The sequence below is a fragment of the Cupriavidus sp. USMAA2-4 genome, assembly GCF_001854305.1.
GTDB lineage: Bacteria > Pseudomonadota > Gammaproteobacteria > Burkholderiales > Burkholderiaceae > Cupriavidus > Cupriavidus malaysiensis.
This window is the reverse complement of record NZ_CP017748.1, coordinates 1,075,451-1,100,024: the sequence shown is the minus strand read 5'-3', so window position 1 is coordinate 1,100,024 and position 24,574 is coordinate 1,075,451. Positions and strand designations below refer to the sequence as shown.

The window sequence follows — 24,574 nt, the reverse complement described above, 5'->3', positions numbered from 1 at the left end:
CCTCATGACTGCTCACGTAAAGACCCCAGATCGCTCACCGACCGCACACCAATAAGCGTCCTATGGCAACCACGCTCAACCCCAACCTGCTGCTGGCGATTCCGCTGGCGCCGCTAGCCGGCGCCGCGATAGCCGGCCTGTTCGGCACCAAGTTCTTCGGCTGCACGACCTCGGATTCCCGCGCCGGCCGGGTGATGGCCCACACGGTGACCATCCTCGGTGTGGCCATCGCCTTCGTGCTGTCGGTGCTCGTGCTGCGCGACGTGCTGGACGGTGCCAGCTTCAACGGCACCATCTACGAATGGATGAGCATCGGCGGCCTGAAGATGGAGGTGGGCTTCCTGGTCGACTCGCTGACCGCGATGATGATGGTGGTGGTCACCTTCGTCTCGCTGATGGTGCACATCTACACGATCGGCTACATGCAGGGCGACCCCGGCTACAACCGCTTCTTCGCCTACATCTCGCTCTTCACCTTCTCGATGCTGATGCTGGTGATGAGCAACAACTTCCTGCAGCTGTTCTTCGGCTGGGAAGCGGTGGGCCTGGTGTCCTACCTGCTGATCGGCTTCTGGTTCACCCGCCCGACCGCCATCTTCGCCAACATGAAGGCCTTCCTGGTCAACCGCGTCGGCGACTTCGGCTTCATCCTGGGCATCGGCCTGCTGCTGGCCTACAGCGGCAGCCTGAACTACACCGACGTGTTCGCGCAGCGCGACCAGCTCGCCACCGTGATCTTCCCGGGTACCGACTGGCTGATGATCACCGTGGCCTGCATCTGCCTGTTCATCGGCGCGATGGGCAAGTCGGCGCAGTTTCCGCTGCACGTCTGGCTGCCTGACTCGATGGAAGGCCCGACCCCGATCTCCGCGCTGATCCACGCCGCCACCATGGTGACGGCCGGCATCTTCATGGTCAGCCGCATGTCGCCGCTGTTCGAGCTGTCCGACACCGCGCTGTCCTTTGTCCTGGTGATCGGTGCCATCACCGCGCTGTTCATGGGCTTCCTCGGCGTCGTCCAGAACGATATCAAGCGCGTGGTGGCCTACTCGACGCTGTCGCAGCTGGGCTACATGACCGTCGCACTGGGCGCTTCGGCCTACTCGGTGGCCGTGTTCCACCTGATGACCCACGCCTTCTTCAAGGCACTGCTGTTCCTCGGCGCCGGCTCGGTCATCATCGGCATGCACCACGACCAGGACATGCGCAATATGGGCGGCCTGCGCAAGTACATGCCCATCACCTGGCTGACTTCGCTGGTCGGTTCGCTGGCGCTGATCGGCACGCCGTTCTTCGCGGGCTTCTACTCCAAGGACTCGATCATCGAGGCGGTGGCGGAATCGCACATCGCGGGCTCCGGCTTCGCCTACGTGGCGGTGCTGGCCGGCGTGTTCGTCACGGCGTTCTACTCCTTCCGCATGTACTTCCTGGTCTTCCATGGCGAGGAACGCTTCGGCAAGGCCAACCACGACCACCACAACCATCATGGCGACCATGAGGACGAGGAGGTCTCGGCGGATCACCACCATGGCCTGGCCCCCGGCGAGAAGCCGCACGAGTCGCCGTGGGTGGTGACCTTGCCGCTGGTGCTGCTGGCCATCCCGTCGGTGATCATCGGTGCCATCGCCATCGAGCCGATGCTGTTCGGCGACTTCTTCAAGCACGGCGTGGCCTTCAAGGATGTGATCTACGTCGGCGAGAACCACCATGCGATGGCCGAGCTGGCCGAGGCCTTCCACGGCTGGGTGCCGATGGCACTGCATTCGCTGACCACCCCCGTGCTGTGGCTGGCCATCGCCGGCGTGGTCCTGTCGTGGTTCTTCTACATGAAGCGCCCCGACATCCCGGAGGCGATCAAGCAACGCTTCTCCGGCGTGTACAAGCTGCTCGAGAACAAGTACTACCTGGATGACATCAACCAGGCAGTGTTCGCCAAGGGTGCGCGCCTGATCGGCGGCGGTCTGTGGAAGGGCGGCGACCAGGGCCTGATCGACGGCCTGGTGGTCAACGGTTCGGCACGTGTGGTGGCTTCGTTCGCCGCCGCCAGCCGCTACCTGCAGTCCGGCTACATCTACCACTACGCGTTCGCGATGATCGTGGGCATGCTGGTGCTGCTGACTCTGACCATCACCGGCGTGATAGGCACCAAGTAAGGAAAACAACGAAATGGTTCTGTCATTCGCAATCTGGCTGCCTATCTTCTTCGGCTTGCTGGTGCTCGCCTTCGGTTCGGACCGCAGCAAGTGCTTCGTGCGCTGGATGTCGCTGTTCGGCTCGCTGGTGAGCTTCGTCGCCACCCTGCCGCTGATGTTCCACTTCGACCGCTCCACGGCGGCCATGCAGTTCGTGGAGAAGTCGACCTGGATCGAACGCTTCAACATCCAGTACCACCTGGGTGTCGACGGCATCTCGATGTGGTTCGTGGTGCTGACCGCCTTCATCACCGTGATCGTGGTGATCTCGGCCTGGGAGGTGATCACCGAGCGCGTGGCCGAGTACATGGCCGCGTTCCTGATCCTGTCCGGCCTGATGGTCGGCGTGTTCGCGGCGCTGGACGGCCTGCTGTTCTACGTGTTCTTCGAGGCCACGCTGATCCCGATGTACATCATCATCGGTGTCTGGGGCGGTCCGAACCGTGTCTACGCAGCCTTCAAGTTCTTCCTGTACACGCTGCTGGGCTCGCTGCTGACGCTGGTCGCGCTGATCTACCTGTACAACAAGACGGGTACCTTCGAGATCCTGCAATGGCATGACGCCAAGCTGTCGATGAACGAGCAGATCGCGCTGTTCGTCGCCTTCTTCATGGCCTTCGCGGTCAAGGTGCCGATGTGGCCGGTGCACACCTGGCTGCCCGACGCCCACGTGGAAGCGCCGACCGGCGGTTCGGTGGTGCTGGCTGCCATCATGCTGAAGCTGGGTGCCTACGGCTTCCTGCGGTTCTCGCTGCCGATCGCGCCGGACGCCAGCCATACGCTGGCCCCGTTCATCATCACCATCTCGCTGATCGCGGTGATCTACATCGGCCTGGTGGCGCTGGTGCAGGCCGACATGAAAAAGCTGGTCGCCTACTCGTCGATCGCGCACATGGGCTTCGTCACGCTGGGCTTCTTCATCTTCAGCGAGATCGGTGTCGAAGGCGGCATCGTGCAGATGATCTCGCACGGCTTCATCTCGGGCGCGATGTTCCTGTGTATCGGCGTGCTGTACGACCGCGTGCACTCGCGCCAGATCGCCGACTACGGCGGCGTGGTCAACACCATGCCGAAGTACGCCGCGCTCGCCGTGTTCTTCGCCATGGCCAACTGCGGCCTGCCCGCGACTTCCGGCTTCGTCGGCGAGTTCATGGTGATCCTGGGTTCGGTCAAGTACAACTTCTGGATCGGCCTGCTGGCGGCGACCGCCCTGATCCTCGGCGCGGCCTACTCGCTGTGGATGGTCAAGCGCGTGGTGTTCGGCGACATGGTGCACCAGCACGTGCGTGAACTGGTCGACCTGAACAAGCGCGAGTTCTTCATGCTCGGTGTGCTGGCCCTGATGACCCTGTATATGGGCCTGTACCCGAAACCCTTTACCGACGTGATGCACGCGTCCGTGGTGAACCTGCTGTCCCACGTGGCACAGTCCAAGCTGTAAGCGGGGGAGAGAGAGAATATGCAACCGTCCTCTTCTAGTCTGGCACCTGTGGCGCCAATCATCTTCCTGGCCGTGGCCATCGCGGCGATCAACTGGATCGACCTGGCGCGCGGCAAGGGCAAGCAGAGCGTCGCCTATCCGCTGTCGCTGCTGGCGACGCTGGTGCTGACGTTCTGGTTCGGCCTGGACGCAGCCGGTGGCGAGACGCACTACGTCTTCGCCAACCTGGTGGTGGTCGACCCGATGGCCAACGTGCTGTCGGCCTTCTGCAGCCTGGGCATGTTCGCCACGCTGGTCTACACCCGCAACTACCTCGCCGAGCGCGACATGTTCGCCGGCGAGTTCTACATGCTGTCGCTGTTCACGCTGGGCGGCCAGATCGTGATGATCACCGGCAACAACTTCCTGACCCTGTACCTGGGCCTGGAACTGCTGTCGCTGTCGTCGTACGCCCTGGTGGCCCTGCGCCGCGATTCGCGCGTGACCTCCGAATCGGCGATGAAGTACTTCGTGCTGGGCGCGCTGGCTTCGGGCTTCCTGCTGTACGGCATGTCGATGATGTACGGCGCGACCGGTTCGCTGAACCTGGGCGAGGTGTTCCGCGTGGTCGAGTCCGGCCGCGTCAACAACACCATGCTGGCCTTCGGCGTGGTCTTCCTGGTGGCCGGCCTGTCGTTCAAGCTCGGCGCCGCACCGTTCCACATGTGGATCCCCGACATCTACCAGGGTTCGCCGACCGCGGTCACGCTGCTGATCGCCGGCGGTCCGAAGGTGGCGGCATTCGCGCTGATGCTGCGCGTCCTGGTCGAAGGCCTGCTGCCGCTGGCGGTGGACTGGCAGATGATGCTGGTGGTGATGTCGGTGGCCTCGCTGGCGATCGGCAACCTGACGGCCATCGTGCAGACCAACCTGAAGCGGATGCTGGCGTATTCCACCATCTCGCACATGGGCTTCGTGCTGCTGGGCATGCTGTCCGGCGTCGCCGGTGGCAAGGCTGACGGCGCTGCCGGCGCCTACAGCGCGTCGATGTTCTACTCGGTGACCTACCTGCTGACCACGCTGGGCACCTTCGGCCTGATCCTGCTGCGCACCAGCAAGGGTTTCGAAGCCGAGACGCTGGAAGACCTGAAGGGCATGTCGCGCCGCAACCCGTGGTTCGCCTTCCTGATGCTGGTGATGATGTTCTCGCTGGCCGGCATCCCGCCGACCGTGGGCTTCTACGCCAAGCTGTCGGTGCTGCAGGCCGTGGTCTCGACCGGCCAGACCTGGCTGGCCGTGGTGGCGGTGCTGTTCTCGCTGATCGGCGCCTTCTACTATCTGCGCGTGGTCAAGCTGATGTACTTCGACGCGCCGGTGGGCGAAGAGAAGATGGAAGCCACCTTCGGCCTGCGTTCGCTGCTGAGCCTGAACGGCCTGGCGATCATCCTGCTCGGCATCTTCCCGGCCGCGCTGATGAACCTGTGCTACACGGCGATCCGCGCCACCCTGGCGTCCTGATCGCAGCGGCGGAGCGGCGGCGATGAGCACTTCGGCAGGCGGCTGGTTTGTCATCGTGCTGGCACTGATCTGTGCCAACCTGCCGTTCGTCAACCAGCGGCTGTTCGGCCTGGTGCCGCTGCGCCGGCCGCTCAAGCCGCTGTGGCTGCGCCTGGGCGAACTGCTCGTCTGGTACGGCGTGGCCGGCGCCGCCGGCTTCGCTGTCGAGGCGAGCCTTGGCAATGCTTTCCCGCAAGGGTGGCAGTTCTACGCCATCACCGCCTGCATGATGCTGGTGTTCGCCTTCCCGGGCTTCACCTGGCAATATCTCGTCAAGCACCGCGCCGCGGCCTGAAGCTCCCCTCCGGGAACGGGCCGCGCCCATTCCCGGAGTGTTCATGAGCGACAAGATCGAACTGGCCCGCGCGGCCGCTGCCCCCCACGCCCCCGACGCCTCCGACGGCGCCCGCGATGCCGGGTTGACGGAGACGTGCGTCGCCTCGGCGACCCTGCACCAGGGCAAGTTCCTCACGCTGAAGCAGGATATCGTCGCGCTGCCCGACGGCAAGCACGCGGGGCGCGAGTACGTGCTGCACCCCGGCGCGGTGATGATGATTCCGCTGTTCGACGACGGCCGCGTGCTGATGGAGCGGCAGTTCCGCTATCCCATCGGCAAGGTCATGGTGGAGTTCCCGGCCGGCAAGCTGGACCCCGAGGAGGGCGCCTTGCGCTGCGGCCAGCGCGAACTGCTGGAAGAGACCGGCTACCGCGCGGAGCGCTGGGACTACCTGACGCGCATCCACCCCGTCATTTCCTACTCGACCGAGTTCATCGACATCTTCCTCGCGCGCGGCCTGCAGGCCGGCGAGGCGCAGCTCGACGAAGGCGAATTCCTCGAGACCTTCATCATGCCCGCCGGCCAGTTGATCGACTGGGTGCGCCAGGGCCGCGTCAGCGACGTCAAGACCATCATCGGTGCGTTCTGGCTGGAGAAGGTGCTGTCGGGCGCCTGGGCGCCAGGCGAACTCCCGGCGCCGCGCTGAGGCAGCGGCCGGCGCAGGTTTGCGCCGGCCGGGCTGCACCCGTTCGCCGGGCGCAGGCACTGGTGTTGGTGCATCTCGTAGGCTTCGTCCCGCGCGACGGAGTTCGCACTGCACGGGTTCGCTCCCCGCTCCCGCTTGCGGAGAGGGGCCGGGGGAGAGGGCAGGCGCCGGCCCGTCGCGGCAGAGCCCGCTGGTCGACGCGCTTGCCTTCGCCCTGCTGCCTTGCCGCCTACTTACCCGTCCAGACTGGCTTGCGCTTCTCGGCAAAGGCCGCCGCGCCCTCGCGCGCGTCGGACGAGGCAAGCACCGGAGCCACCAGCGGGCGCTGGCGCTCGAACATCTCCTCGTTGGACCAGTCGGCCGACTCGGCGACGATGCGCTTGCTGGTGGCAACCGCCAGCGGCCCGTTGGCGCCGACCGCGGCGGCCAGCGCCAGCGCGCCGTCGAGCGCCTGGCCCGGTTCGGCCAGGCGGTTGACCAGGCCATAGGCGTGGGCCGCCTCGGCGCTCATCATGTCACCGGTCAACGCGTACTCCATTGCCACGTGGTAGGGTACGCGGCGCGGCAGGCGCATCAGTCCGCCGGCGGCGGCGACCAGCCCGCGCTTGACTTCCGGCAGGCCGAATTTCGCTGCACGCGAGGCCACGATCAGGTCGCAGGCGAGCGCCAGCTCGAAGCCGCCGGCCAGTGCATAGCCTTCCACCGCGGCGATCAGCACCTTGCGCGGCGGTGCCTCGGTCAGGCCGCCGAAGCCGCGCCCGGGCAGGCTGGGACGCTTGCCGGCGAGGAAGCCCTTCAGGTCCATGCCGGAGCAGAAGGTGCCGCCGGCACCGGTCAGCACCGCCAGGGCCAGCGTGTCATCGGCCTCGAGCCGGTCGATCGCCGCGGCCAGGGCGGTGGCGGTCTCGAAGTCCATCGCATTGCGGGCTTCGGGGCGGTTGAGGGTGATCAGCAGCACATTGCCGCGTGTCTCGAGCTGCAGCGTATCGCTCATTTGCGGTCTCCTCGACTCGGCCGCGCGTCAGCGCGGCTGCATGCGGATGGCGCCGTCCAGGCGGATGGTCTCGCCGTTGAGCATGGGGTTCTCGAGGATGTGCAGCGCGGTCGAGGCGTACTCGTCGGGGGCGCCCAGGCGCGCCGGGTGGGGCACCATGGCGCCCAGCGAGCTACGCACGTTCTCCGGCAGCTTGGCCAGCAGCGGGGTGTCGAACAGGCCGGGGGCGATGGTGCAGACGCGGATCAGGCGCTGGGCCAGGTCGCGCGCAGCCACCAGCGTCATGCCGACGATGCCGGCCTTGGCCGAGGCGTACGGGATCTGCCCGATCTGGCCTTCGTAGGCGGCTACCGAGGCGGTCAGCACGCAGGCGCCGCGCTCGCCGTCGACCGGCTCGTTCTTCGCCATGCGGGCCGCGGCGAGGCGCAGCGTGTTGAAGGTGCCGACCAGGTTGATGCGCACGATCGACTCGTACTTTTCCAAGGAGCCGGGAGAGCCGTCCTTCTCGACCAGGCGCACCGGGCCGCCCAGGCCGGCGCAATGCACCAGGCAGCGCAGCGGCGCGAGCGCCTCGGCGGCGTCGAAGACGCGGTTCATCTGCTCGGTGTCGCACACGTCGGCCTGGATGAAGGTCACCTTGCCCTGCAGCGCGTCGAGTGCCGCCGCGCCGCGCTCGGCCGACAGGTCGCAGATGACCACGGCGACGCCGCGTTCGAGCAGGCGGCGGGCGCTGGCCAGGCCCAGGCCGGAGGCGCCGCCGGTGACGACGGCGGACATTTGCGAATCAAGCTTCATTTCGGGTCTCCTGTTGGTCTGTCTTGGGATTCGGGTCGGGATTCGGGGCGGGATTCGATGGCGGGGCGGTGGCGCTTCACAGGCGCTCGATGATGGTCGCATTGGCCATGCCGCCGGCCTCGCACATCGACTGCAGGCCATAGCGGCCGCCGCTGTCTTCCAGCGCATGCAGCATGGTGGTCATCAGGCGCGCGCCGGAGGCGCCCAGCGGGTGGCCCAGGGCAATCGCGCCGCCGCGCGGATTCAGGCGCGCCGCGTCGGCGCCCAGTGCCTTCTGCCAGGCCAGCGGCACGCAGGCGAAGGCCTCGTTGATCTCGTAGTGGTCGATCTGGTCCAGGCGCAGGCCGCTCTTCTTCAGCGCGCGCTGGCTGGCGGGGATCGGCGCCGTCAGCATGGCCACCGGATCGTCGCCGCAAACGTCGAAGGCGACGAAGCGGGCGCGCGGCTTCAGGCCCAGGCGCGCCGCGGCGGCCTCGCTCATCAGCAGGATGGCCGCGGCGCCATCGCTGATCTGCGAGGCGTTGCCGGCGGTGACGTTCCAGCCGACCTGCGGGAAACGGGCGCTCAGCTCGTCGTTGCGGAAGGAGACCTGCAGCGTGCCCAGCTTTTCCACCGAGGTGCCCGCACGGATGGTCTCGTCGTGCTCGACCACGCCGTTGGGCGTGACGATGGGCAGGATCTCGCGGCGGAAGTCGCCGCGCTCGCGGGCGGCGGCGGCGAGCTCGTGCGAACGTGCCGAATAGCCGTCCATCTGTGCGCGCGACAGCTCGTAGCGGGCGGCCACCAGCTCGGCGGCAACCCCTTGCGACACCAGGCCGGGCGCATAGCGGGCTTCCATCGACGGACCGTAGGGGTTCTGGCCGATGCGCGCCGAACCCATCGGCACGCGGCTCATCGACTCGATGCCGCAGGCGATCACGATGTCGTAGGCGCCGGCCATGATGCCCTGTGCGGCAAAATGCACGGCCTGCTGGCTGGAGCCGCACTTGCGGTCGATGGTGGTGGCGGGCACGTGCTCGGGAAAGCCCGCCGCCAGCCAGGCCACGCGCCCGGGGCCCGCGGACTGCTCGCCGGCCTGGGTCACGCAGCCGGTGATGACGTCGTCCACCAGGCCGGGGTCGAGGCGGTTGCGCTCGACCAGTCCCTTCAGCACCTGGGCCAGCAGTTCGGTGGCATGCAGTTCGGTGAAGGCCGAACCCGGTTTGGAACGGCCCATGGGGCTGCGGATGGCGTCGACGATGACGGCTTGCTGCATGCTGGTCTCCTGTGATGCGGTGGATGGCTTCTGGATCGCTGGATGAGACGGCAGACTCGAAATCCAGTGTCTTTTGTCTCGTTGTGATGCTTTATGGTCCGAAAAGTCTAGCGTAAACGTGGAAATATTTGTTGACTGTCTTCTTATCTGAGGTGCAATATGAATTTAATGAGACTGAAGTATCGAAATGTAGAGGGCGAGGCATGAATCATCCGGTAGCGGCGGGGGACCAGGACGGCGAGGGCCGGCTGGTCAGCGCGCTGGCGCGCGGGGTCTCCATCCTGGGCTGCTTTTCGCCGACGGCACAGGAACTGAGCGGGCGCGAGCTGATGGAGATGACCGGCCTGGCCAAGCCCACCTTGTTCCGCCTGCTCGACACGCTGTGCGAGCTGGGCCTGCTGCGCTACTCGGAACGGGTGTCCAAATACGTGCCCGGCGTCGGCCTGCTGAACCTGGCGGCGCCGGCGCTGGCGCGCATGACGGTGCGCCAGCTGGCGCGGCCCCTGATGCAGGAACTGGCCGACCACATCTGCGGCCAGCTCGAGCTGACCCTGGGCATCGGCCATACGCTCAGCTACGTCGAGATCGTGCAGGGCGTGGGCAGCAAGGTGTTCCGCCCCGAGGTGGGCATGCGCGTGTCGGTCTCGCGCACCGGCTCGGGCCGCGCCTACCTGTCGCTGATGGCACCCGAGGAGCGCGAGGCTTACCTGGCCGGGCTGAAGGCACAGGATCCGCAGCGCGAGGCCTGGCTGCAGGAGCGCCTGGCCGATGCCGCGCGCGACCTCGAGGAGTACGGCTTCTGCCGCGGCCATCGCGACCTGCACCGGGAAATCGAGTCGATCGCCGTGCCCATGCGGGTGCGCCGCGACGGCGAGGCGTGGATCTTCGCCGCCTCGGTGCCGGTGTACAGCGAGCAGAGCAAGCAGCTCGTCGACAACCTGGGGCCGCGCCTGGTGACGCTGGTACGCAGTGTCGAGGCTTCGCTGGGGACGATCGGGTAGTAGAAGGAGAAGGGGTTTCAAACCGGAGGAGACACGCAGTCATGACCAAGCTGCATCGCTGGGCGCAAATACAAGCAGACAAGGCCGCCCAGATCCAGGCCGACACTGGCGCGGTGCTGACCTACGGCGGGCTCGACCGCCGCGCCGGGCGCGTGGGGCGCTGGCTGGTGTCGCTCGGCCTGCTGACGCAGCATCCGGCCGTTTATGACGCCGCCGTGATCGGGGTGCCCGACGAGGAGTTCGGCGAAGTCGCCAAGGCCGTGGTGCACCTGCGCGACCCGGCCCGGGCCGGCGCCGCCATGGCGCAGGAACTGGTGGATTTCTGCCTGGCCAGGCTGGGCCGCCTGAAACTGCCGCGCACCGTGGTGTTCGACAACCCGCTGCCGCGCCTGGAGACGGGCAAGCTGCTGCGCCGCGAACTCAAGGAGCGCTATCGCGGCCGCCCGGGCGAGGGCTTCGCGGTGCAGGCGCGCCGCGCCGCAGCCGACGCCTGAATCCCCATCCCAGCCCATTCCAGTCCATCCCGGGCCGGCGCGTCTCGCGGAGGTGCCGGCCGAGCCTTGCAAGGAAGCCGTCATGCGTAGTGTTTTCCGTGAAGACCACGAACAGTTCCGTACCCAGATGCTGCGCGTCTTCGTCGACGATTGCCTGGCGCTGCACCTGCGCCGCGAGCTGAGCCCGGACCGCGCGGCCATGGCCAAGCTCAATGCCACCGAGATGCAGGGCCGCGTGCTCGACGAGTTCCTGCAACTGCACGGCGGTTACGGCTACATGAGCGAATACGCGATCGGCGGCGCCTGGGTCGACGCACGCGTGCAGCGCATCTTCGGCGGCAGCAGCGAAATCATGCGCGAGATCATCGCGCGCACGCTGTAGCGCCGGGCGCGCGCTGACTAGGCTGCGGCGGCGCCGTGCGCGGGCGCCCGGCCGGCGCGCGGCAGCGGGAAGACCCGCGCCGCCACGTCGCGGAAGCGCTGCGCGGCGGCGCTCTGCTGGTCGGGGCGGTAGGCCAGGGCGAGCCCGATCGCGGCCGCGGCCGGATAGTCCTCCAGTTCCCGGTAGACGATACGCTCGCTGGCGAAGCGCTGCATGATGGACGGCACCAGGGCTACGCCCAGCCCGCTTTCCACCAGCGCGAGCACGGTCTGCACCTGGATGGCTTCCTGCGCCACGCGCGGCACGAAGCCGGCGAGCTGGCAGGCCGACATGGCGGCGCTGTGCAGGCCGGCCGCCTCGTCGGCGGCGTACATGATGAAGCGTTCCCCGGCCAGCTCGGCCAGGCGCAGCGGCCCCTTGCCGGCGAGCGCGTTGCCGCGCGGCAGCGCGGCCACGAAGCCATCGTGCTCGAGCGGCAGCAGGGTGGCGCCCGAGTGGCGCAGCAGCGGCGTGCGCACCAGCCCGACGTCGAGCGCTTCCTCGTCCAGCCATTGCAGGATGCGCGCCGAGGTGGCCTCGCGCAGCACCAGCTCCACGCCGGGGTACTCGGCACGGAAGATCGGCACCAGGCGCGGCAGCAGCGCGAAGGTGGTGGAGCCGACGAAGCCCACGCGCAGCACGCCGCCGGTGCCGCTGTCCGCGCTGCGCGCGGCATCGGAGAATTGCGCGGCGTGGAACAGCATGCGGCGTGCCTCGGCGAGCGCGGCGCGGCCGCTTGGCGTCAGCGCCACGCCGCGCGCGTCGCGCGTGAACAGCGTGGTGCCGAGTTCGGCCTCCAGTTTCTGGATCGACACCGACAGCGGTGGCTGCGCCATGTGCAGGCGCTCGGCAGCGCGGCGGAAATTCAGCGTTTCCGCCAGCACGACGAAATGCCGGATGCGGCGCAGGTCCATGGGGCTGCGCCGGCTCACTGGCCGGTGAAGACCGGCTGGCGCTTTTCCAGGAAGGCCTGCACCGCTTCGCGATGGTCGGCGGTCTGGTGCGACAGCGCCTGCAAGCCGGCCGACAGTTCCAGCAGCGTGTCCAGGCGGCTGTGCATGCCTTCGCGCATCAGCCGCTTGGCCATGCGCACCGCGTGCGGCGGGTTGGCGGCGATGCGCGCGGCGATGTCGAGGGCCGTCGGCAGCAGTTGCTCGGCCGGCACCACGCGCGAGACCAGGTTCCATTCGAGGGCCTGGCGGGCATCGATCGGCGTGCCGGTGAAGGTCATCTCGGCGGCGCGCGACAGCCCGATCACGCGCGGCAGCAGCCAGGCGCCGCCATCGCCGGGAATGATGCCGAGCTTGACGAAGCTCTCGGCGAACTGGGCCTGCTCCGCGGCGATGCGGATGTCGCACATGCAGGCCAGGTCGAGGCCGGCGCCCATGGCCGGGCCGTTGACTGCGGCGATCACCGGCACCTCCAGGTTGAACAGGGCCAGCGGCAGGCGCTGGATGCCGTTGCGGTAGTCCTGGCGGATCTCCAGGCCGCTGACGGCGCCCGATGCCTGGCGTTCCATGTCGCGGATATTGCCGCCGGTGGAGAAGGCGGCGCCGGCGCCGGTGAGAACCACCGCGCGCACGCTGCGGTCGTCGCGGATGCGCGCGATGGCGGCGAGGAAGTCGTCGACCGCGCTGTTGCCGGTCAGCGGGTTGCGCCGCTCGGGCTCGTTCATGGTCAGGGTCACGATGTGGCCCTGTTGCTCGTATCGCAGGAAATCCGCCATTTGTCCTTGTCTCTCCGTATGGGTTCGTTCTGCTTGCCGCAGTCGCGGCACACGTTGCTGCGCACGGCCGCCGGGGGCAAGGCTAAGGGAGGCGGACTCGGCTTGTCCAATATCCGTTTGCACAGGAGCGATATCGCCGGGATATTGCGCTGCCGCGCCTGCCGCGCCTGCCGCGCCTGCCGCGCCTGCCTCGCCAAGCCTGCCCAAGGCGCAGGCGGGCCAAGATGGCGCGGTATTCCGACGGCTTGTCCTCGGCGGGGGCGTGCGGGAAGAGCTGTCCAGCGCCGCTGTGGCCAGGGCTTCCAGGGGGCATTCGCCGGCATCCGCCCGATACCGATTCGATATCGGGAGCTTGCAAATCAATATTGGACGGGGCCCGCGCGACGCCCTTACTCTGTCGCATCCGCCGCCGTCCGCGCATCTGATGTTCGGTGCGCTGCCGTCGTCGATGCCACAGGCGCGCGCCGGTAAGCTGCATGCCCTGGCGATCCTGGACGCGACCCGATTCCCGCTGATGCCCGAGGTGCCCACGCTGCGCGAGCTGGGCTTCAACGATACCGAGGCCAGCGCCTGGTTCGGCGTGGTGGCGCCGGCGCGCACGCCGCGTGCCATCGGCGCGCAGCCGATGATGCCGGGCAGCCCGGAGGCGTTCGGCCGCTTCGTCGAGGACGAGCGCGCGCTGGATCCCGGTCGCCAAGGCGCTCGGGGTCAGGGCGGAATGAGCGGCGCCAGGACCGCAACCGTGACTGTGTATGACCGATTGACCGATAAGGGAGTCGAAGTTTGGACAACTTGCTGAGTGCCTTCCGGCTGGCGGCCTTGCCGGCTGAAGCCGAGGCCTTCCGCGCCGATGTGAAGGCCTTCCTGCGCGACAACCAGCCGGCCGCGCCGGCTGACGTGCGTGCCCGCTCGTGGATGGGTTTCGATGCGGCCTTCAGCCGCCGGCTCGCCGCGCGCGGCTGGGTCGGCCTGACGCTGCCGGCCTCCTACGGCGGTGCCGGCATGGACGCCTTCCGGCGCTTCGTGCTGGTCGAGGAACTGCTGGCGGCGGGGGCGCCGGTGTCGGCGCACTGGATCGCCGACCGCCAGAGCGGTCCGCTGATCCTGAAGTACGGCACCGAGGCGCAGAAGCGCTTCTATCTGCCGCGCATCTGCGCCGGCGACGCCTTCTTCTGCATCGGCATGAGCGAGCCGGGCTCCGGCTCGGACCTGGCCAGCGTGCGCACCCGGGCAACGCGCTGCGAGGAGGGCTGGCGCCTGTCGGGGCGCAAGATCTGGACCACCAATGCCGACCACTGCCACTACATGATCGCGCTGGTGCGGTCCTCCGGCGCGCCGGAGGACCGGCAGCGGGGGCTTTCGCAGTTCATCGTCGACCTGTCGCTGCCGGGCGTGACGGTGCGCCCCATCCGCGACCTGACCGGCGATGCGCATTTCTCGGAGGTCAGCTTCGACGATGTGCTGCTGGCGCCAGACGCGCTGGTGGGCGACGAAGGCAGCGGCTGGGAACAGGTGACGGCGGAACTGGCTTTCGAACGCAGCGGTCCGGAACGCATCTACTCGAGCATCGCCTTGCTGGAGCACTGGCTGGCGGGACTGCGGCGCGGCGCGCCGGGCGCGGAGCAGATCGCACTGGCCGGGCGCTTCGCCACCCACCTGTGCACGCTGCGCAGCATGTCGGTGGCGGTCACCGCGCGGCTGGCACGTGGCGAGAGCCCGGTGGTCGAGGCGGCGCTGGTCAAGGACATCGGCACCGAGTTCGAGCAGTCGATCCCGGCCCTGATCGAGGCGCTGTGCGGTGCCGAGCCGGGCGCCGAGATCGATGCCGAACTGGTCCGCACGGTGGCCTACCTGAGCCAGATCTCACCGACCTTTTCGCTGCGCGGCGGAACCCGCGAGATCCTGCGCGGCATGATCGCGCGCGGCCTGGGGCTGCGCTGAGCGGGCCCGTCACCCCATCGAGAGAACCTGAGCGATGTTCGTAGAAGCCATCGAGGCCATCCTGAAAGACCAATGCACGCCGGCCTTCGTGCGCAAGGTGGAGGCTGGTGCGCCGGCTGCGCCGTTGTGGGACGCGCTGGCCGACGCCGGCTTCCTCGAGTTGCTGGCACCGGAGGCCGCGGGTGGCGCCGGGCTTACCCTGGCCGAAGCCTTCCCGGTCTTCACCGCGCTGGGACGGCACGCCGTGCCGGCGCCGGTGGCACAAAGCCTGGCCGCGCGTGCGCTGCTGGCGCCGCACGGCGTGGCCGTACCGGCCGGCATGGTCACGCTCGCGCCGGCGCTGCGCGCCGAAGGCGAGGGTGGCTATTGCGCCCAGACGCCCTTCGGCATGCTTGCCGGCCATGTGCTGGCCGATGCCGGCAGCGACCTCGTGCTGCTGGACTGCGCCGCCGCCGAGCGCGTCGCCGCCGGCGTGCACGGCAGCCAGTGCGCCACGCTGCGCTGGGCGCGCGCCGAGCCCTTGCTGCGCCTGCCCGGGGCAGGCGGCGGGGTGCAGGCGTTCGGCGCCGCCCTGCATGCGGCGCTGCTGGCGGGCGCCATGAGCCGCGTGTTCGAGCTGACGCTGCAGTACGGCAACGATCGCGCCCAGTTCGGCAAGTCGATCGGCAAGTTCCAGGCCATCCAGCACCAGCTTGCCGTGATGGCGGAACATGTGGCGGCGGCCGGCACCGCCGCCGAACTCGCCTTCCGCGGCGACCGCCCGGTGCCGGCCATGCTGGGGGCGGCCATCGCCAAGGCGCGTACCAGCGAGGCCGTCGGCGTGGTCGCGGCCAGCGCGCATGCGGTGCACGGTGCGATCGGCGTCACTGAGGAATATGATCTGCAACTGCTGACACGCCGGCTGCACGAATGGCGCATGGCGCACGGCTCCGAGGCCTACTGGCACCGGTTCGTCGGGGAGGCCCTGCTGGCCTGGCGCGGCAGCGCCAGCGACTTCGCGCGCCAGGCAGCCTGAGCGCCCCGGGGGGGGGGCGGCGCACCTGCCGTCGCCGCCCCGCTGTCCCGGCGCGGCCATCGCCTCCGGCGCGGCCCCGCTGCACGAGGCTTTGCAAGCCAGCGTTCCTCCGCCCCCGGGGCGCCGGCATGGCCGCGGCAGCGCCCCTTTCCACCTGCTGTTAAGCTTGTATCGGGCAGGGCGTCCTCGCCTTGCCGTTTTGCATGGCAGAATCCCTGCCGCATCCGCCATTTTTCGGCGCTTGCGGCGGGTTTGGAGCGGTTCGCAAAAAAATTAGCACGACCGTTCACAAAATTTCGATTCACGGATAATATTGCTTTCGACGGGCTGGAAAGATCATGAAGGTGCTCGACCTGCGCTGTGCGCATGACCATCGTTTCGAGGGCTGGTTCGCCTCGGAGGAGGAGGCGCAGAACCAGATCGCGCGTGACCTCGTCCAGTGCCCGGTCTGCGGCGACCACGCCGTGAGCCGGCTGCCGAGCGCGCCGCGCCTGAATCTCTCGGGCGCCGTGGCGCCGGCGCAGGGCTCCGGCGAATCCTCGCCGACCGCACGGCAGGCGGCGCTGCAGGCGCTGTACCTGAAGGCGGTGCGGCAGGTGCTGGCGCAGACCGAGGACGTGGGGGAACGCTTTGCCGAGGAGGCGAGGCGCATGCACTACGAAGAGGCGCCCGAGCGCGGTATCCGCGGCTCGGCGTCGGCCGAAGAGGTGCAGGCGCTGGCCGAGGAGGGCATCGATACCATCCAGCTCGTGGTGCCGGACGCGCTCAAGCAGACGGCCCACTGAATTGCGTCCTGTGCCCGTTCCCGCCGGTGCATGACGCGCAGGCAGAACAACGCGCCGGTCATTTAGACGCCGGCATCATCACTGGAGACGGGCATGGATCTCAACTACTCGGCGGCCGACGACGCCTTCCGCGCGGAAGTGCGCGGCTGGCTGGAGGCCAATCTGCCGGCGGACATCCGCAGCAAGGTGCTGAACCACCGGCGTCCGAACCGCGACGACCTGGTGCGCTGGCACAAGATTCTGGCCGGCAACGGCTGGTCGGCGCCGCACTGGCCCGTGCAGTTCGGCGGCACCGGCTGGAACGCCACCCAGCGTCATATCTGGGATGAAGAGAACGCCCGTGTCGGCGCGCCCGGCGTGCTGCCCTTCGGTGTCGCCATGGTGGCACCGGTGATCATGAAGTACGGCAACGAGCAGCAGAAGCAGTACTACCTGCCGCGCATCCTGGACTGCACCGACTGGTGGTGCCAGGGCTATTCCGAGCCGGGTTCGGGTTCCGACCTGGCTTCGCTGAAGACGCGCGCCCAGCTGACCTCGGACGGCAAGCACTACATCGTCAACGGCCAGAAGACCTGGACCACGCTCGGCCAGCACGCCGACATGATCTTCTGCCTGGTGCGCACCGATCCCGAGGCCAAGCAGCAGGAGGGCATCTCCTTCCTGCTGATCGACATGAAGACCCCGGGCATCACCGTGCGCCCCATCATCATGCTGGACGAAGAGCATGAGGTGAACGAGGTCTTCTTCGACAACGTGCAGGTGCCGGTCGAGAACCGCGTCGGCGAAGAGAACAAGGGCTGGACCTACGCCAAGTACCTGCTCGGCCACGAGCGCACCGGCATCGCCCGCGTGGGCAATTCCAAGCGCGAACTGGGCTTCCTCAAGCGCGTGGCGCGCCAGCAGCAGAAGAACGGCAAGCCGCTGCTCGAGGATCCGGTGTTCGGCGCCAAGGTCGCCGCGCTGGAAGTCGAGCTGATGGCGCTGGAGATCACCGTGCTGCGCGTGGTGTCGAGCGAGGCCGCAGGCAAGGGCCCCGGCCCGGAAGCCTCGATGCTCAAGATCAAGGGCACCGAGATCCAGCAGCTGCTGACCGAGCTGATGGTCGAGGCCGTCGGCCCCTACGCCCAGCCCTTCGATCCGGCCTACCTGGAGTGCGAGCACGAGCATGCCGTGACCGGCTACGACGATGCCGCGCCGCTGGCCGCGTACTACTTCAACTATCGGAAGACCTCCATCTACGGCGGCTCCAACGAAATTCAGAAGAACATCATCAGCAAGATGATCCTGGGGCTGTGAGGAGACACGCGACATGAACTTCAATCTGAGCGACGAACAGAAGCAGCTCGCCGACGCGATCCACCGCTTCATCGACAAGAGCTACGACTTCGAGACCCGCAAGAAGGGCATCCAGACCTCCGCCGGCCACAGCGACTCCGCCTGGGGCGCGCTGGTCGAGCTGGGCCTGACCGCGCTGCCGGTGCCGGAAGCGCAGGGCGGCTTCTCCGGCAAGGCGGTCGACATGATGGTGGTGATGCAGGAGCTCGGCCGCGGCCTGGTGGTCGAGCCCTACCTGGCCACCGTGGTGGCCGCGCACGCGCTGAAGCTGGCCGGCGGCCAGGAAGCGCTGCTGGAGCAGGTGGCCGGCGGCGAACTCAAGCTGGCCACCGCCTTCAACGAGCCGCAAGCCCGCTATGCGCTCAATGACGTGCGCGTCACGGCCAAGGACGGCAAGCTGAACGGCCGCAAGGTCGTGGCCATCCACGGCGCGCAGGCCGACAAGCTGGTGGTGTCGGCGCGCACCGGCGGCGCCGAGGCCGACCTGGACGGCATCTCGCTGTTCCTGGTGGACGTCAAGGGTGCCGGTGTCAGCGTCACCGACTACCGCACCATCGACAACCTGCGCGCGGCCGACATCCAGTTCCAGGATGCGCCGGCCACGCTGCTGGGCAGCGCAGGCAAGGCCTGGCCGATCATCGAGGAGAGCGCCGACTACGCCGCCGTGCTGCTGTGCGCAGAGGCCGTCGGCGTGATGGACACGCTCAACGCCGCCACGCTGGAATACGCCAAGACGCGCCAGCAGTTCGGCGTGCCGATCGCGCGCTTCCAGGCGCTGCAGCACCGCATGGTGGAGATGTTCATCCATGCCGAGCAGTCGCGCTCGATCACGCTGCTGGCCGCGGCGCGCTTCGAAGAGTCGTCGCCCGAGGAGCGCCGCCGCTTTGCCTCCGCCGCCAAGGCACGCGTCGGCCAGGCCGCGCGCGCGGTCGGCCAGGAGGCGGTGCAGATCCACGGCGGCATGGGCGTGACCAACGAACTGCCGGCCGCGCACATGTTCAAGCGCCTGACGCTGATCAACACCACCTTCGGCGACGTGGACCATCACCTGGGCCGCTTCGCCGCACAGCCGGGCTTCCAGCAGGCAGCCTGATGCGCGTCCGCGCGCAGTGAGCAGACAAGCCGCGCCGGTGGTCCGGGCGCGGCTTTTTTTTGCTTCCGGGCACGTCCCCGGCGGTGGTGCCGGCATGACGCAGGCCTCAACCCAGAACCGGCCCGAGCGGCCACTTGCAGGTCACAATCACCATGCTTTACTTCGAAGACTTCACGGTCGGCAGCAAGCGCGACCTGGGCTCCTACCACGTCACCGAGGAAGAGATCCTGGCCTTCGCCCGCCAGTACGATCCACAGCCCTTCCATACCGACAAGGAGGCCGCCGCCAGGAGCATCTACGGCGGCCTGATCTCCAGCGGCTGGATGACCTGCGGCATCATGATGCGGCTGGTGGTCAACAGCATGGTCGGCAAGTCCGCCAGCATGGGCTCGCCCGGCGTGGACGGCATCCGCTGGCTCAAGCCCGTCTACGCGGGCGACACGCTCAGCGTCACCCTGAGCGTGCTGGAGTCGCGCCCATCCCAGTCCAAGCCCGACCGCGGCGTGGTGCACACGCTGTGGGAGGCCACCAACCAGCGCGGCGAACTGGTCTGCACGGTCAAGGGCATGGGCATGTACGGGCGCCGGCCCGCCTGAGCGGGAATCCGGCGCGGCAGGCACAATGGGCTGGCATGACGCCGCCGCAGCCCGGCCCTGGACCTGTCGGCCGGGCGCGGTTCACGACCCGGCCCGAGCTGGACGAATTGCCAGCAAAGCAAGACTAAGCACAGCCAACCGAAGCCAACCAAAGCCAACTCAAGACGATAGAAGGAGACAGGATGCGCACCATTGCCTCGCTCGAGGAGCTCGAGAGCCTGCAAGGCCAGGAAGTCGCCGTCAGCAACTGGATGGAGATCACCCAGCAGCAGGTCAACCTCTTCGCCGAAGCCACCGGCGACCACCAGTGGATCCACGTCGACGTGGAACGGGCCAGGCGCGAGTCGCCGTTCGGCGCCCCGGTCGCTCACGGTTTCCTCACCTTGTCGCTGCTGCCCGCCATGATGCAGAGCGCGCTCGACATGCCCGGCGTCAAGATGGGCGTCAACTACGGCCTGAACCGCGTACGCTTCACCTCGCCGGTGCCGGTGGGCAGCCGCCTGCGCGCACGCATCAAGCTGCTCAAGGTGGAGCGCCTGGATCCGCTGCCGAATGCGCCGGGCCTGGTCGGTGCCCAGTCGACCTGGGAAGTGACCATGGAACGTGAAGGCAGCGACCGTCCGGTCTGTGTGGCCGAATCGATCAGCCGCCGCTACTCCTGACGCCGGGCCGCTGTGACGCCGGCAGAGGGCATACGCGCCACCCTGTCGCTATCCTGCTGGCATCCTGCGTAGATTCCACTTGGAAAGGCCGCCATGTGCGGCCTTTTTTCCTGTCGGCCGCGCCATCTGCCGGCCTACCCGGCTGTGCCGGGCGCCTTCCGCATTACAAACGGATACAACTGTAGCGATTCCACAAAGCCTGGCAGGCTTGCGCGGCCCTAGAGTGCAGGCGTGGAGCAGCCGGGCATGGAACCTGGCGCCCCGTTACACGGACAAAGATCGGACGGATAGATATGAAATACATCGGCTTGATTTGCATGGCGGCGGCGGGGCTGCTGGCCAGTGCAGGCGCGCAGGCGCACGTTGACGTGGGGATCGGCATCGGTATTCCGGCGCCGGTCGTGGTCGCGCCGCCGGTGTATGTCGCGCCTGCCCCGGTCTATGCACCGCCGCCGCCGGTCTACGCGGCTCCGGCCTACGCGCCTCCCGTCGTGGTGGCACCGGGCCCCGGCTACTGGGGGCCGGGATGGCGCGAGCGGCACTGGCGTGAGCGGGAATGGCGCGAGCACGAGTGGCGTGACCACGAGTGGCGCGAGCATGAGCGCCGCGAGCACTGGCGCTAGCCGGACCTGCGGGGCGGGCGGGCAGCGGAGACAGGACTCCCGCCGGCAGCCTGTTGCACAGCAGCGCGGAGGTCGGGAACTCCGCGCTTTTTCGTTGTGCCACTACGACAAATCGCGCAGAAAGACCCTGTCGCACATGGGGCGACATATTGTCGCACCCTGGCGCACCACGTAGTCTTCCGGATTGCCTTCGGCGTACCCGGATCTAGTGGGAAGGCTTCCTCCACCATCTCCCCGTCACACCCGGCGGGCGCAGGCATGGCAAGGGCTGGCCGGTCCGGCCGCCTGCCGGCCGGCGGTGGCGCCGGCCACTCTCCCTGGCACCGCCAAGGTGCGCATCCCCGACCTGCCTTCGTCATTGTCCGATTTTTCGGACAGTGTGTCCGGTACCTGTGGTTTACCCTGCATGTTGCGTTGCGATAAATTCGCGCCACGATGTTTGCCGCCTCGCCCCCTTCGCCTGCAGATAGCGCTCGCCTATTGAGCCGGCGGGGCAGGCACCGCCATGCGAATACCCCCCAATGCGGACCGCCTGGCCGGTTCGGCGCAGTCGCCCACAAGGTGATGCCCGGATCGGCCTGAAGCAACGGTCGGCCGCATGCTCCCGGGCCAACGCCCCGGGCTCCGCGCTCCGGTTTCCTTTCCCCAGTCCTTCCCCGCCTCGCGCTCCCGCGCCAGGCAGTGAAGCCGCGTCGTGCCTAGCCGCGGCGAACTCAACCCAGTCGTGACATGAAGAAATATAAACCTCCGCGTTGGACGCGGTTCCTGCCCAGCTTGGGCTTGCTGCTGCTTGGCGGCTGCAACATGGGTGTGCTCGATCCGAAGGGCGCGATCGGCATCGAGGAGCGCTCCATCATCATCACGGCCACCTGGCTGATGCTGCTGGTGGTCGTGCCCGTCATCATCATGACGCTGGCATTCGCCTGGAAATACCGCGAGAGCAACAAGGCGGCGCGCTACGAGCCCGACTGGTCGCACTCCACCGCCATCGAGGTGGTGGTGTGGCTGATCCCCTGCCTGATCATCATGGTGCTGGGCTACATCACCTGGAAGTCTTCGCACGACCTGGACCCGTACAAGCCCATCGAATCCGAGGTCAAGCCGATCACCATCGAGGCCGTCGCACTGGATTGGAAGTGGTTGTTCATCTACCCGGACCAGCACGTCGCCACCATCAACGAGATCGCCTTCCCGGTCAACACGCCGGTGAACTTCAAGATCACCTCGGATTCGGTGATGAACTCGTTCTTCATCCCGCAACTGGGCAGCATGATCTATGCGATGGCCGGGATGGAAACCAAGCTGCACCTGATCGCCAACCATGCCGGCGTGTACGACGGCATGTCGTCGAACTACAGCGGCGGCGGCTTCTCGGGCATGAAGTTCAAGGCCAAGGCGATGTCGGGCTTCGAGTTCGAGCAGTGGCTCAAGCAGGTCAAGGCGTCCCCGCGCGAACTGACCCTGGCCGATTACGAAAAGCTGGCCCAGCCCAGCGAGAAGGAGCCGGTGACCCTGTTCGCCAAGGTTGACCCGAACCTGTTCCACGGCGTCCTGCACAAGTACATGGATGGCACCGGTGGCGCCATCGCCGGCGGCGGCACCTCCTACGGTCCCGTCTGCACCTCGCGCAACACGATCGGCACCGGCCAGCAGGTGTCCATGGCCGTGCCCGCCGTCGCGGCGCCGGGCTCGAATTCCTAGGAGCAAGAATGTTTGGCAAATTGACACTGGAGGCCATTCCGTACCACGAGCCCATCATCATGGGCGCGCTGGGCGGGGCAGGCCTGGCAGGGCTGGCGGTATTCGCCCTGATCACTTACTTCGGCAAGTGGAAGCCGCTGTGGAATGACTGGATCACTTCGGTCGACCACAAGAAGATCGGCATCATGTACTCGCTGGTCGCGCTGATCATGCTGCTGCGCGGCTTCGCCGACGCCATCATGATGCGTACCCAGCTCGCGCTGGCCACCAACGGCAACCCGGGCATCCTGCCGCCCGAGCACTACGACCAGATCTTCACCGCCCACGGCGTGATCATGATCTTCTTCGTGGCGATGCCGCTGATGACCGGCCTGATGAACCTGGTCGTGCCGCTGCAGATCGGCGCGCGCGACGTGGCCTTCCCGTTCCTGAACACGCTGAGCTTCTGGCTGTTCGTGGCCGGTGCCATGCTGGTCAACGTCTCGCTGGGCGTCGGCGAATTCGCCCGCACCGGCTGGCTGGCCTACCCGCCGCTGTCCGAGCTGGCCTACAGCCCGGGCGTGGGGGTCGACTACTACTTGTGGGCCCTGCAGATCTCAGGCCTCGGTACCTTGCTGACCGGCGTCAACTTCCTGGTGACCATCCTCAAGATGCGCGCGCCGGGCATGACCCTGATGCGCATGCCGGTCTTCACCTGGACCGCGCTGTGCACCAACGTGCTGATCCTGGCCTCGTTCCCCGTGCTGACCGTGACCCTGGCGCTGCTGGGCCTGGACCGCTACCTGGGCATGCACTTCTTCACGAACGAGATGGGCGGCAACGCCATGATGTACGTGAACATGATCTGGATCTGGGGCCACCCTGAGGTCTACATCCTGATCCTGCCCGCCTTCGGCATCTTCTCGGAAATCATCTCGACCTTCTCGGGCAAGAAGCTGTTCGGCTACAAGGGCATGGTCTACGCCACCTGCTGCATCATGGTGCTGTCGTTCCTGGTCTGGCTGCACCACTTCTTCACGATGGGCTCCGGCGCCAACGTCAATGCCTTCTTCGGCATCACGACCATGATCATCTCCATCCCGACCGGGGTGAAGATCTTCAACTGGCTGTTCACCATGTACCGCGGCCGCGTGCGCATGACCACCCCGGTCATGTGGACCCTGGGCTTCATGGTCACCTTCGTGATCGGCGGCATGACCGGCGTGCTGATGGCGGTGCCGGCGGCTGACTTCGTGCTGCACAACAGCCTGTTCCTGATCGCCCACTTCCACAACGTGATCATCGGCGGCGTGCTGTTCGGCTACCTGGCCGGCGTGACCTACTGGTTCCCGAAGGCCTTCGGCTTCAAGCTGGACGAGCGCCTCGGCAAGTGCGCCTTCTGGTGCTGGCTGGTGGGCTTCTACTTCGCCTTCATGCCGCTGTACGCACTGGGCCTGATGGGCATGACCCGCCGCCTGAACCACACCGACAACCCGGAATGGACCCCGTTCCTGCACGTGGCCGTGATCGGCGCGGTGCTGATCGGCCTGGGCATCGTGTTCCAGGTGCTGCAGATCATCGTGTCGATCCGCAACCGCAAGGCGCTGGCCGACGTGACCGGCGATCCGTGGAACGGCCGCACCCTGGAGTGGGCCACCTCGTCGCCGCCCCCGTTCTATAACTTCGCGCACACCCCGGTGGTGCAGGACCTCGACGCCCTCGCCGACATGAAGGCCCGTGGCGACGTGCCGAAGAAGGAAGCGCACTACGACCAGATCCACATGCCCAAGAACACCGGCGCAGGCTTCTTCATCGGTGCCTTCAGCCTGGTGTTCGGCTTCGCCCTGACCTGGCACATCTGGTGGCTGGCCATCGTCGGCCTGGTCGGCATGATCGTCTCCTTCATCGTCCGCAGCAACGACGACCACATCGACTACTACGTGCCCGCGAAGGAAGTCGAAGCCGTCGAAGCGCGCCATTTTGACCGTCTCGCGTCGCAGGCCTGA

At 67.5% G+C, this 24,574-nt stretch carries 23 protein-coding genes and 1 pseudogene; 19 read left to right on the top strand and 5 right to left on the bottom strand.

Going from position 1 to position 24,574, the window contains the following annotated elements:
- Window positions 1-62 precede the first annotated feature (62 nt).
- From nuoL to BKK79_RS04830, 5 genes are read left to right on the top strand one after another with little or no spacing between them, the layout of a single operon-like run.
- Window positions 63-2,153, top strand: a complete 2,091-nt coding sequence (nuoL, locus tag BKK79_RS04850; protein WP_071011903.1) for an NADH-quinone oxidoreductase subunit L — start codon at window positions 63-65, stop codon at window positions 2,151-2,153.
- Window positions 2,154-2,166: 13 nt separating this feature from the next.
- Window positions 2,167-3,633, top strand: a complete 1,467-nt coding sequence (locus tag BKK79_RS04845) for an NADH-quinone oxidoreductase subunit M (RefSeq protein WP_071011905.1) — start codon at window positions 2,167-2,169, stop codon at window positions 3,631-3,633.
- 18 nt (window positions 3,634-3,651) lie between these two features.
- Window positions 3,652-5,130, top strand: coding sequence for an NADH-quinone oxidoreductase subunit NuoN (gene nuoN / locus BKK79_RS04840; protein WP_071011907.1), 1,479 nt, complete (start codon window positions 3,652-3,654; stop codon window positions 5,128-5,130).
- 22 nt (window positions 5,131-5,152) lie between these two features.
- Window positions 5,153-5,464 carry a DUF2818 family protein gene (locus BKK79_RS04835; RefSeq protein WP_071011909.1) on the top strand — a complete coding sequence of 104 codons (312 nt, stop codon included), beginning with the start codon at window positions 5,153-5,155 and terminating at the stop codon, window positions 5,462-5,464.
- 43 nt (window positions 5,465-5,507) lie between these two features.
- Window positions 5,508-6,152, top strand: coding sequence for an NUDIX domain-containing protein (locus BKK79_RS04830; protein WP_084084493.1), 645 nt, complete (start codon window positions 5,508-5,510; stop codon window positions 6,150-6,152).
- Window positions 6,153-6,381: 229 nt separating this feature from the next.
- On the opposite strand, the gene BKK79_RS04825 is transcribed toward BKK79_RS04830, so the two are convergent.
- The 3 genes from BKK79_RS04825 to BKK79_RS04815 form a co-directional block, all read right to left on the bottom strand.
- Window positions 6,382-7,146 (bottom strand): crotonase/enoyl-CoA hydratase family protein, encoded by a 765-nt coding sequence (locus tag BKK79_RS04825; protein WP_071011913.1) that lies wholly within the window; start codon window positions 7,144-7,146, stop codon window positions 6,382-6,384.
- 27 nt (window positions 7,147-7,173) lie between these two features.
- A complete protein-coding gene (locus BKK79_RS04820; protein ID WP_071037250.1) occupies window positions 7,174-7,941 on the bottom strand; it encodes an SDR family NAD(P)-dependent oxidoreductase in 768 nt (255 codons plus the stop codon).
- A 76-nt stretch (window positions 7,942-8,017) separates the two neighbouring features.
- The gene (locus BKK79_RS04815) at window positions 8,018-9,196 is read right to left on the bottom strand and encodes a thiolase family protein (RefSeq protein ID WP_071037249.1); all 1,179 of its coding nucleotides are present in this window, start codon (window positions 9,194-9,196) and stop codon (window positions 8,018-8,020) included.
- Window positions 9,197-9,399: 203 nt separating this feature from the next.
- On the opposite strand from BKK79_RS04815, the gene BKK79_RS04810 reads away from it, so the two are divergent.
- The 3 genes and pseudogenes from BKK79_RS04810 to BKK79_RS04800 all read left to right on the top strand — a co-directional run.
- Window positions 9,400-10,197 carry an IclR family transcriptional regulator gene (locus BKK79_RS04810; protein WP_071011918.1) on the top strand — a complete coding sequence of 266 codons (798 nt, stop codon included), beginning with the start codon at window positions 9,400-9,402 and terminating at the stop codon, window positions 10,195-10,197.
- A gap of 41 nt (window positions 10,198-10,238) precedes the next feature.
- Window positions 10,239-10,691: an AMP-binding enzyme gene (locus tag BKK79_RS04805; protein ID WP_071037248.1), complete on the top strand. Its 453-nt coding sequence runs from the start codon at window positions 10,239-10,241 to the stop codon at window positions 10,689-10,691.
- Window positions 10,692-10,815: 124 nt separating this feature from the next.
- Window positions 10,816-11,073 (top strand): annotated as a pseudogene (locus tag BKK79_RS04800) (acyl-CoA dehydrogenase family protein); the annotation flags it as partial.
- Between the two features lie 17 nt (window positions 11,074-11,090).
- Here BKK79_RS04800 and BKK79_RS04795 read toward each other — a convergent pair.
- Together BKK79_RS04795 and BKK79_RS04790 are read right to left on the bottom strand one after the other, a co-directional pair.
- Window positions 11,091-12,026, bottom strand: coding sequence for a LysR family transcriptional regulator (locus tag BKK79_RS04795; protein ID WP_071016222.1), 936 nt, complete (start codon window positions 12,024-12,026; stop codon window positions 11,091-11,093).
- 14 nt (window positions 12,027-12,040) lie between these two features.
- Complete coding sequence (locus BKK79_RS04790) at window positions 12,041-12,838, bottom strand: crotonase/enoyl-CoA hydratase family protein (protein ID WP_071011921.1); 798 nt, start codon at window positions 12,836-12,838, stop codon at window positions 12,041-12,043.
- A 352-nt stretch (window positions 12,839-13,190) separates the two neighbouring features.
- Between BKK79_RS04790 and BKK79_RS41460 the strand changes: the two genes are divergently transcribed.
- The 11 genes from BKK79_RS41460 to cyoB all read left to right on the top strand — a co-directional run bounded on the left by BKK79_RS41460 (window position 13,191) and on the right by cyoB (window position 24,574).
- Window positions 13,191-13,637 carry a tripartite tricarboxylate transporter substrate-binding protein gene (locus BKK79_RS41460; protein WP_232346269.1) on the top strand — a complete coding sequence of 149 codons (447 nt, stop codon included), beginning with the start codon at window positions 13,191-13,193 and terminating at the stop codon, window positions 13,635-13,637.
- Complete coding sequence (locus tag BKK79_RS04780; RefSeq protein WP_071011925.1) at window positions 13,622-14,779, top strand: acyl-CoA dehydrogenase family protein; 1,158 nt, start codon at window positions 13,622-13,624, stop codon at window positions 14,777-14,779. Before BKK79_RS41460 ends, BKK79_RS04780 begins: the two co-directional genes overlap by 16 nt.
- A gap of 34 nt (window positions 14,780-14,813) precedes the next feature.
- Window positions 14,814-15,794, top strand: a complete 981-nt coding sequence (locus tag BKK79_RS04775; protein ID WP_071037245.1) for an acyl-CoA dehydrogenase — start codon at window positions 14,814-14,816, stop codon at window positions 15,792-15,794.
- Between the two features lie 338 nt (window positions 15,795-16,132).
- Window positions 16,133-16,579, top strand: a complete 447-nt coding sequence (locus BKK79_RS04770; protein WP_071011929.1) for a DUF1178 family protein — start codon at window positions 16,133-16,135, stop codon at window positions 16,577-16,579.
- A 93-nt stretch (window positions 16,580-16,672) separates the two neighbouring features.
- Window positions 16,673-17,875, top strand: coding sequence for an acyl-CoA dehydrogenase family protein (locus tag BKK79_RS04765; protein ID WP_071011931.1), 1,203 nt, complete (start codon window positions 16,673-16,675; stop codon window positions 17,873-17,875).
- 13 nt (window positions 17,876-17,888) lie between these two features.
- Window positions 17,889-19,007 (top strand): acyl-CoA dehydrogenase family protein, encoded by a 1,119-nt coding sequence (locus BKK79_RS04760; protein WP_071011933.1) that lies wholly within the window; start codon window positions 17,889-17,891, stop codon window positions 19,005-19,007.
- Between the two features lie 152 nt (window positions 19,008-19,159).
- Window positions 19,160-19,603, top strand: a complete 444-nt coding sequence (locus tag BKK79_RS04755; RefSeq protein WP_071016224.1) for a MaoC family dehydratase — start codon at window positions 19,160-19,162, stop codon at window positions 19,601-19,603.
- Between the two features lie 182 nt (window positions 19,604-19,785).
- Entirely contained in the window at window positions 19,786-20,265 is a 480-nt protein-coding gene (locus BKK79_RS04750) for a MaoC family dehydratase (RefSeq protein ID WP_071011934.1), read from the top strand.
- A gap of 293 nt (window positions 20,266-20,558) precedes the next feature.
- Window positions 20,559-20,888, top strand: coding sequence for a hypothetical protein (locus BKK79_RS04745; RefSeq protein WP_071011936.1), 330 nt, complete (start codon window positions 20,559-20,561; stop codon window positions 20,886-20,888).
- Window positions 20,889-21,617: 729 nt separating this feature from the next.
- On the top strand, window positions 21,618-22,589 hold the full coding sequence (gene cyoA / locus BKK79_RS04740; protein ID WP_071011938.1) for a ubiquinol oxidase subunit II: 972 nt from the start codon (window positions 21,618-21,620) through the stop codon (window positions 22,587-22,589).
- An 8-nt stretch (window positions 22,590-22,597) separates the two neighbouring features.
- Complete coding sequence (gene cyoB / locus BKK79_RS04735) at window positions 22,598-24,574, top strand: cytochrome o ubiquinol oxidase subunit I (RefSeq protein ID WP_071011940.1); 1,977 nt, start codon at window positions 22,598-22,600, stop codon at window positions 24,572-24,574.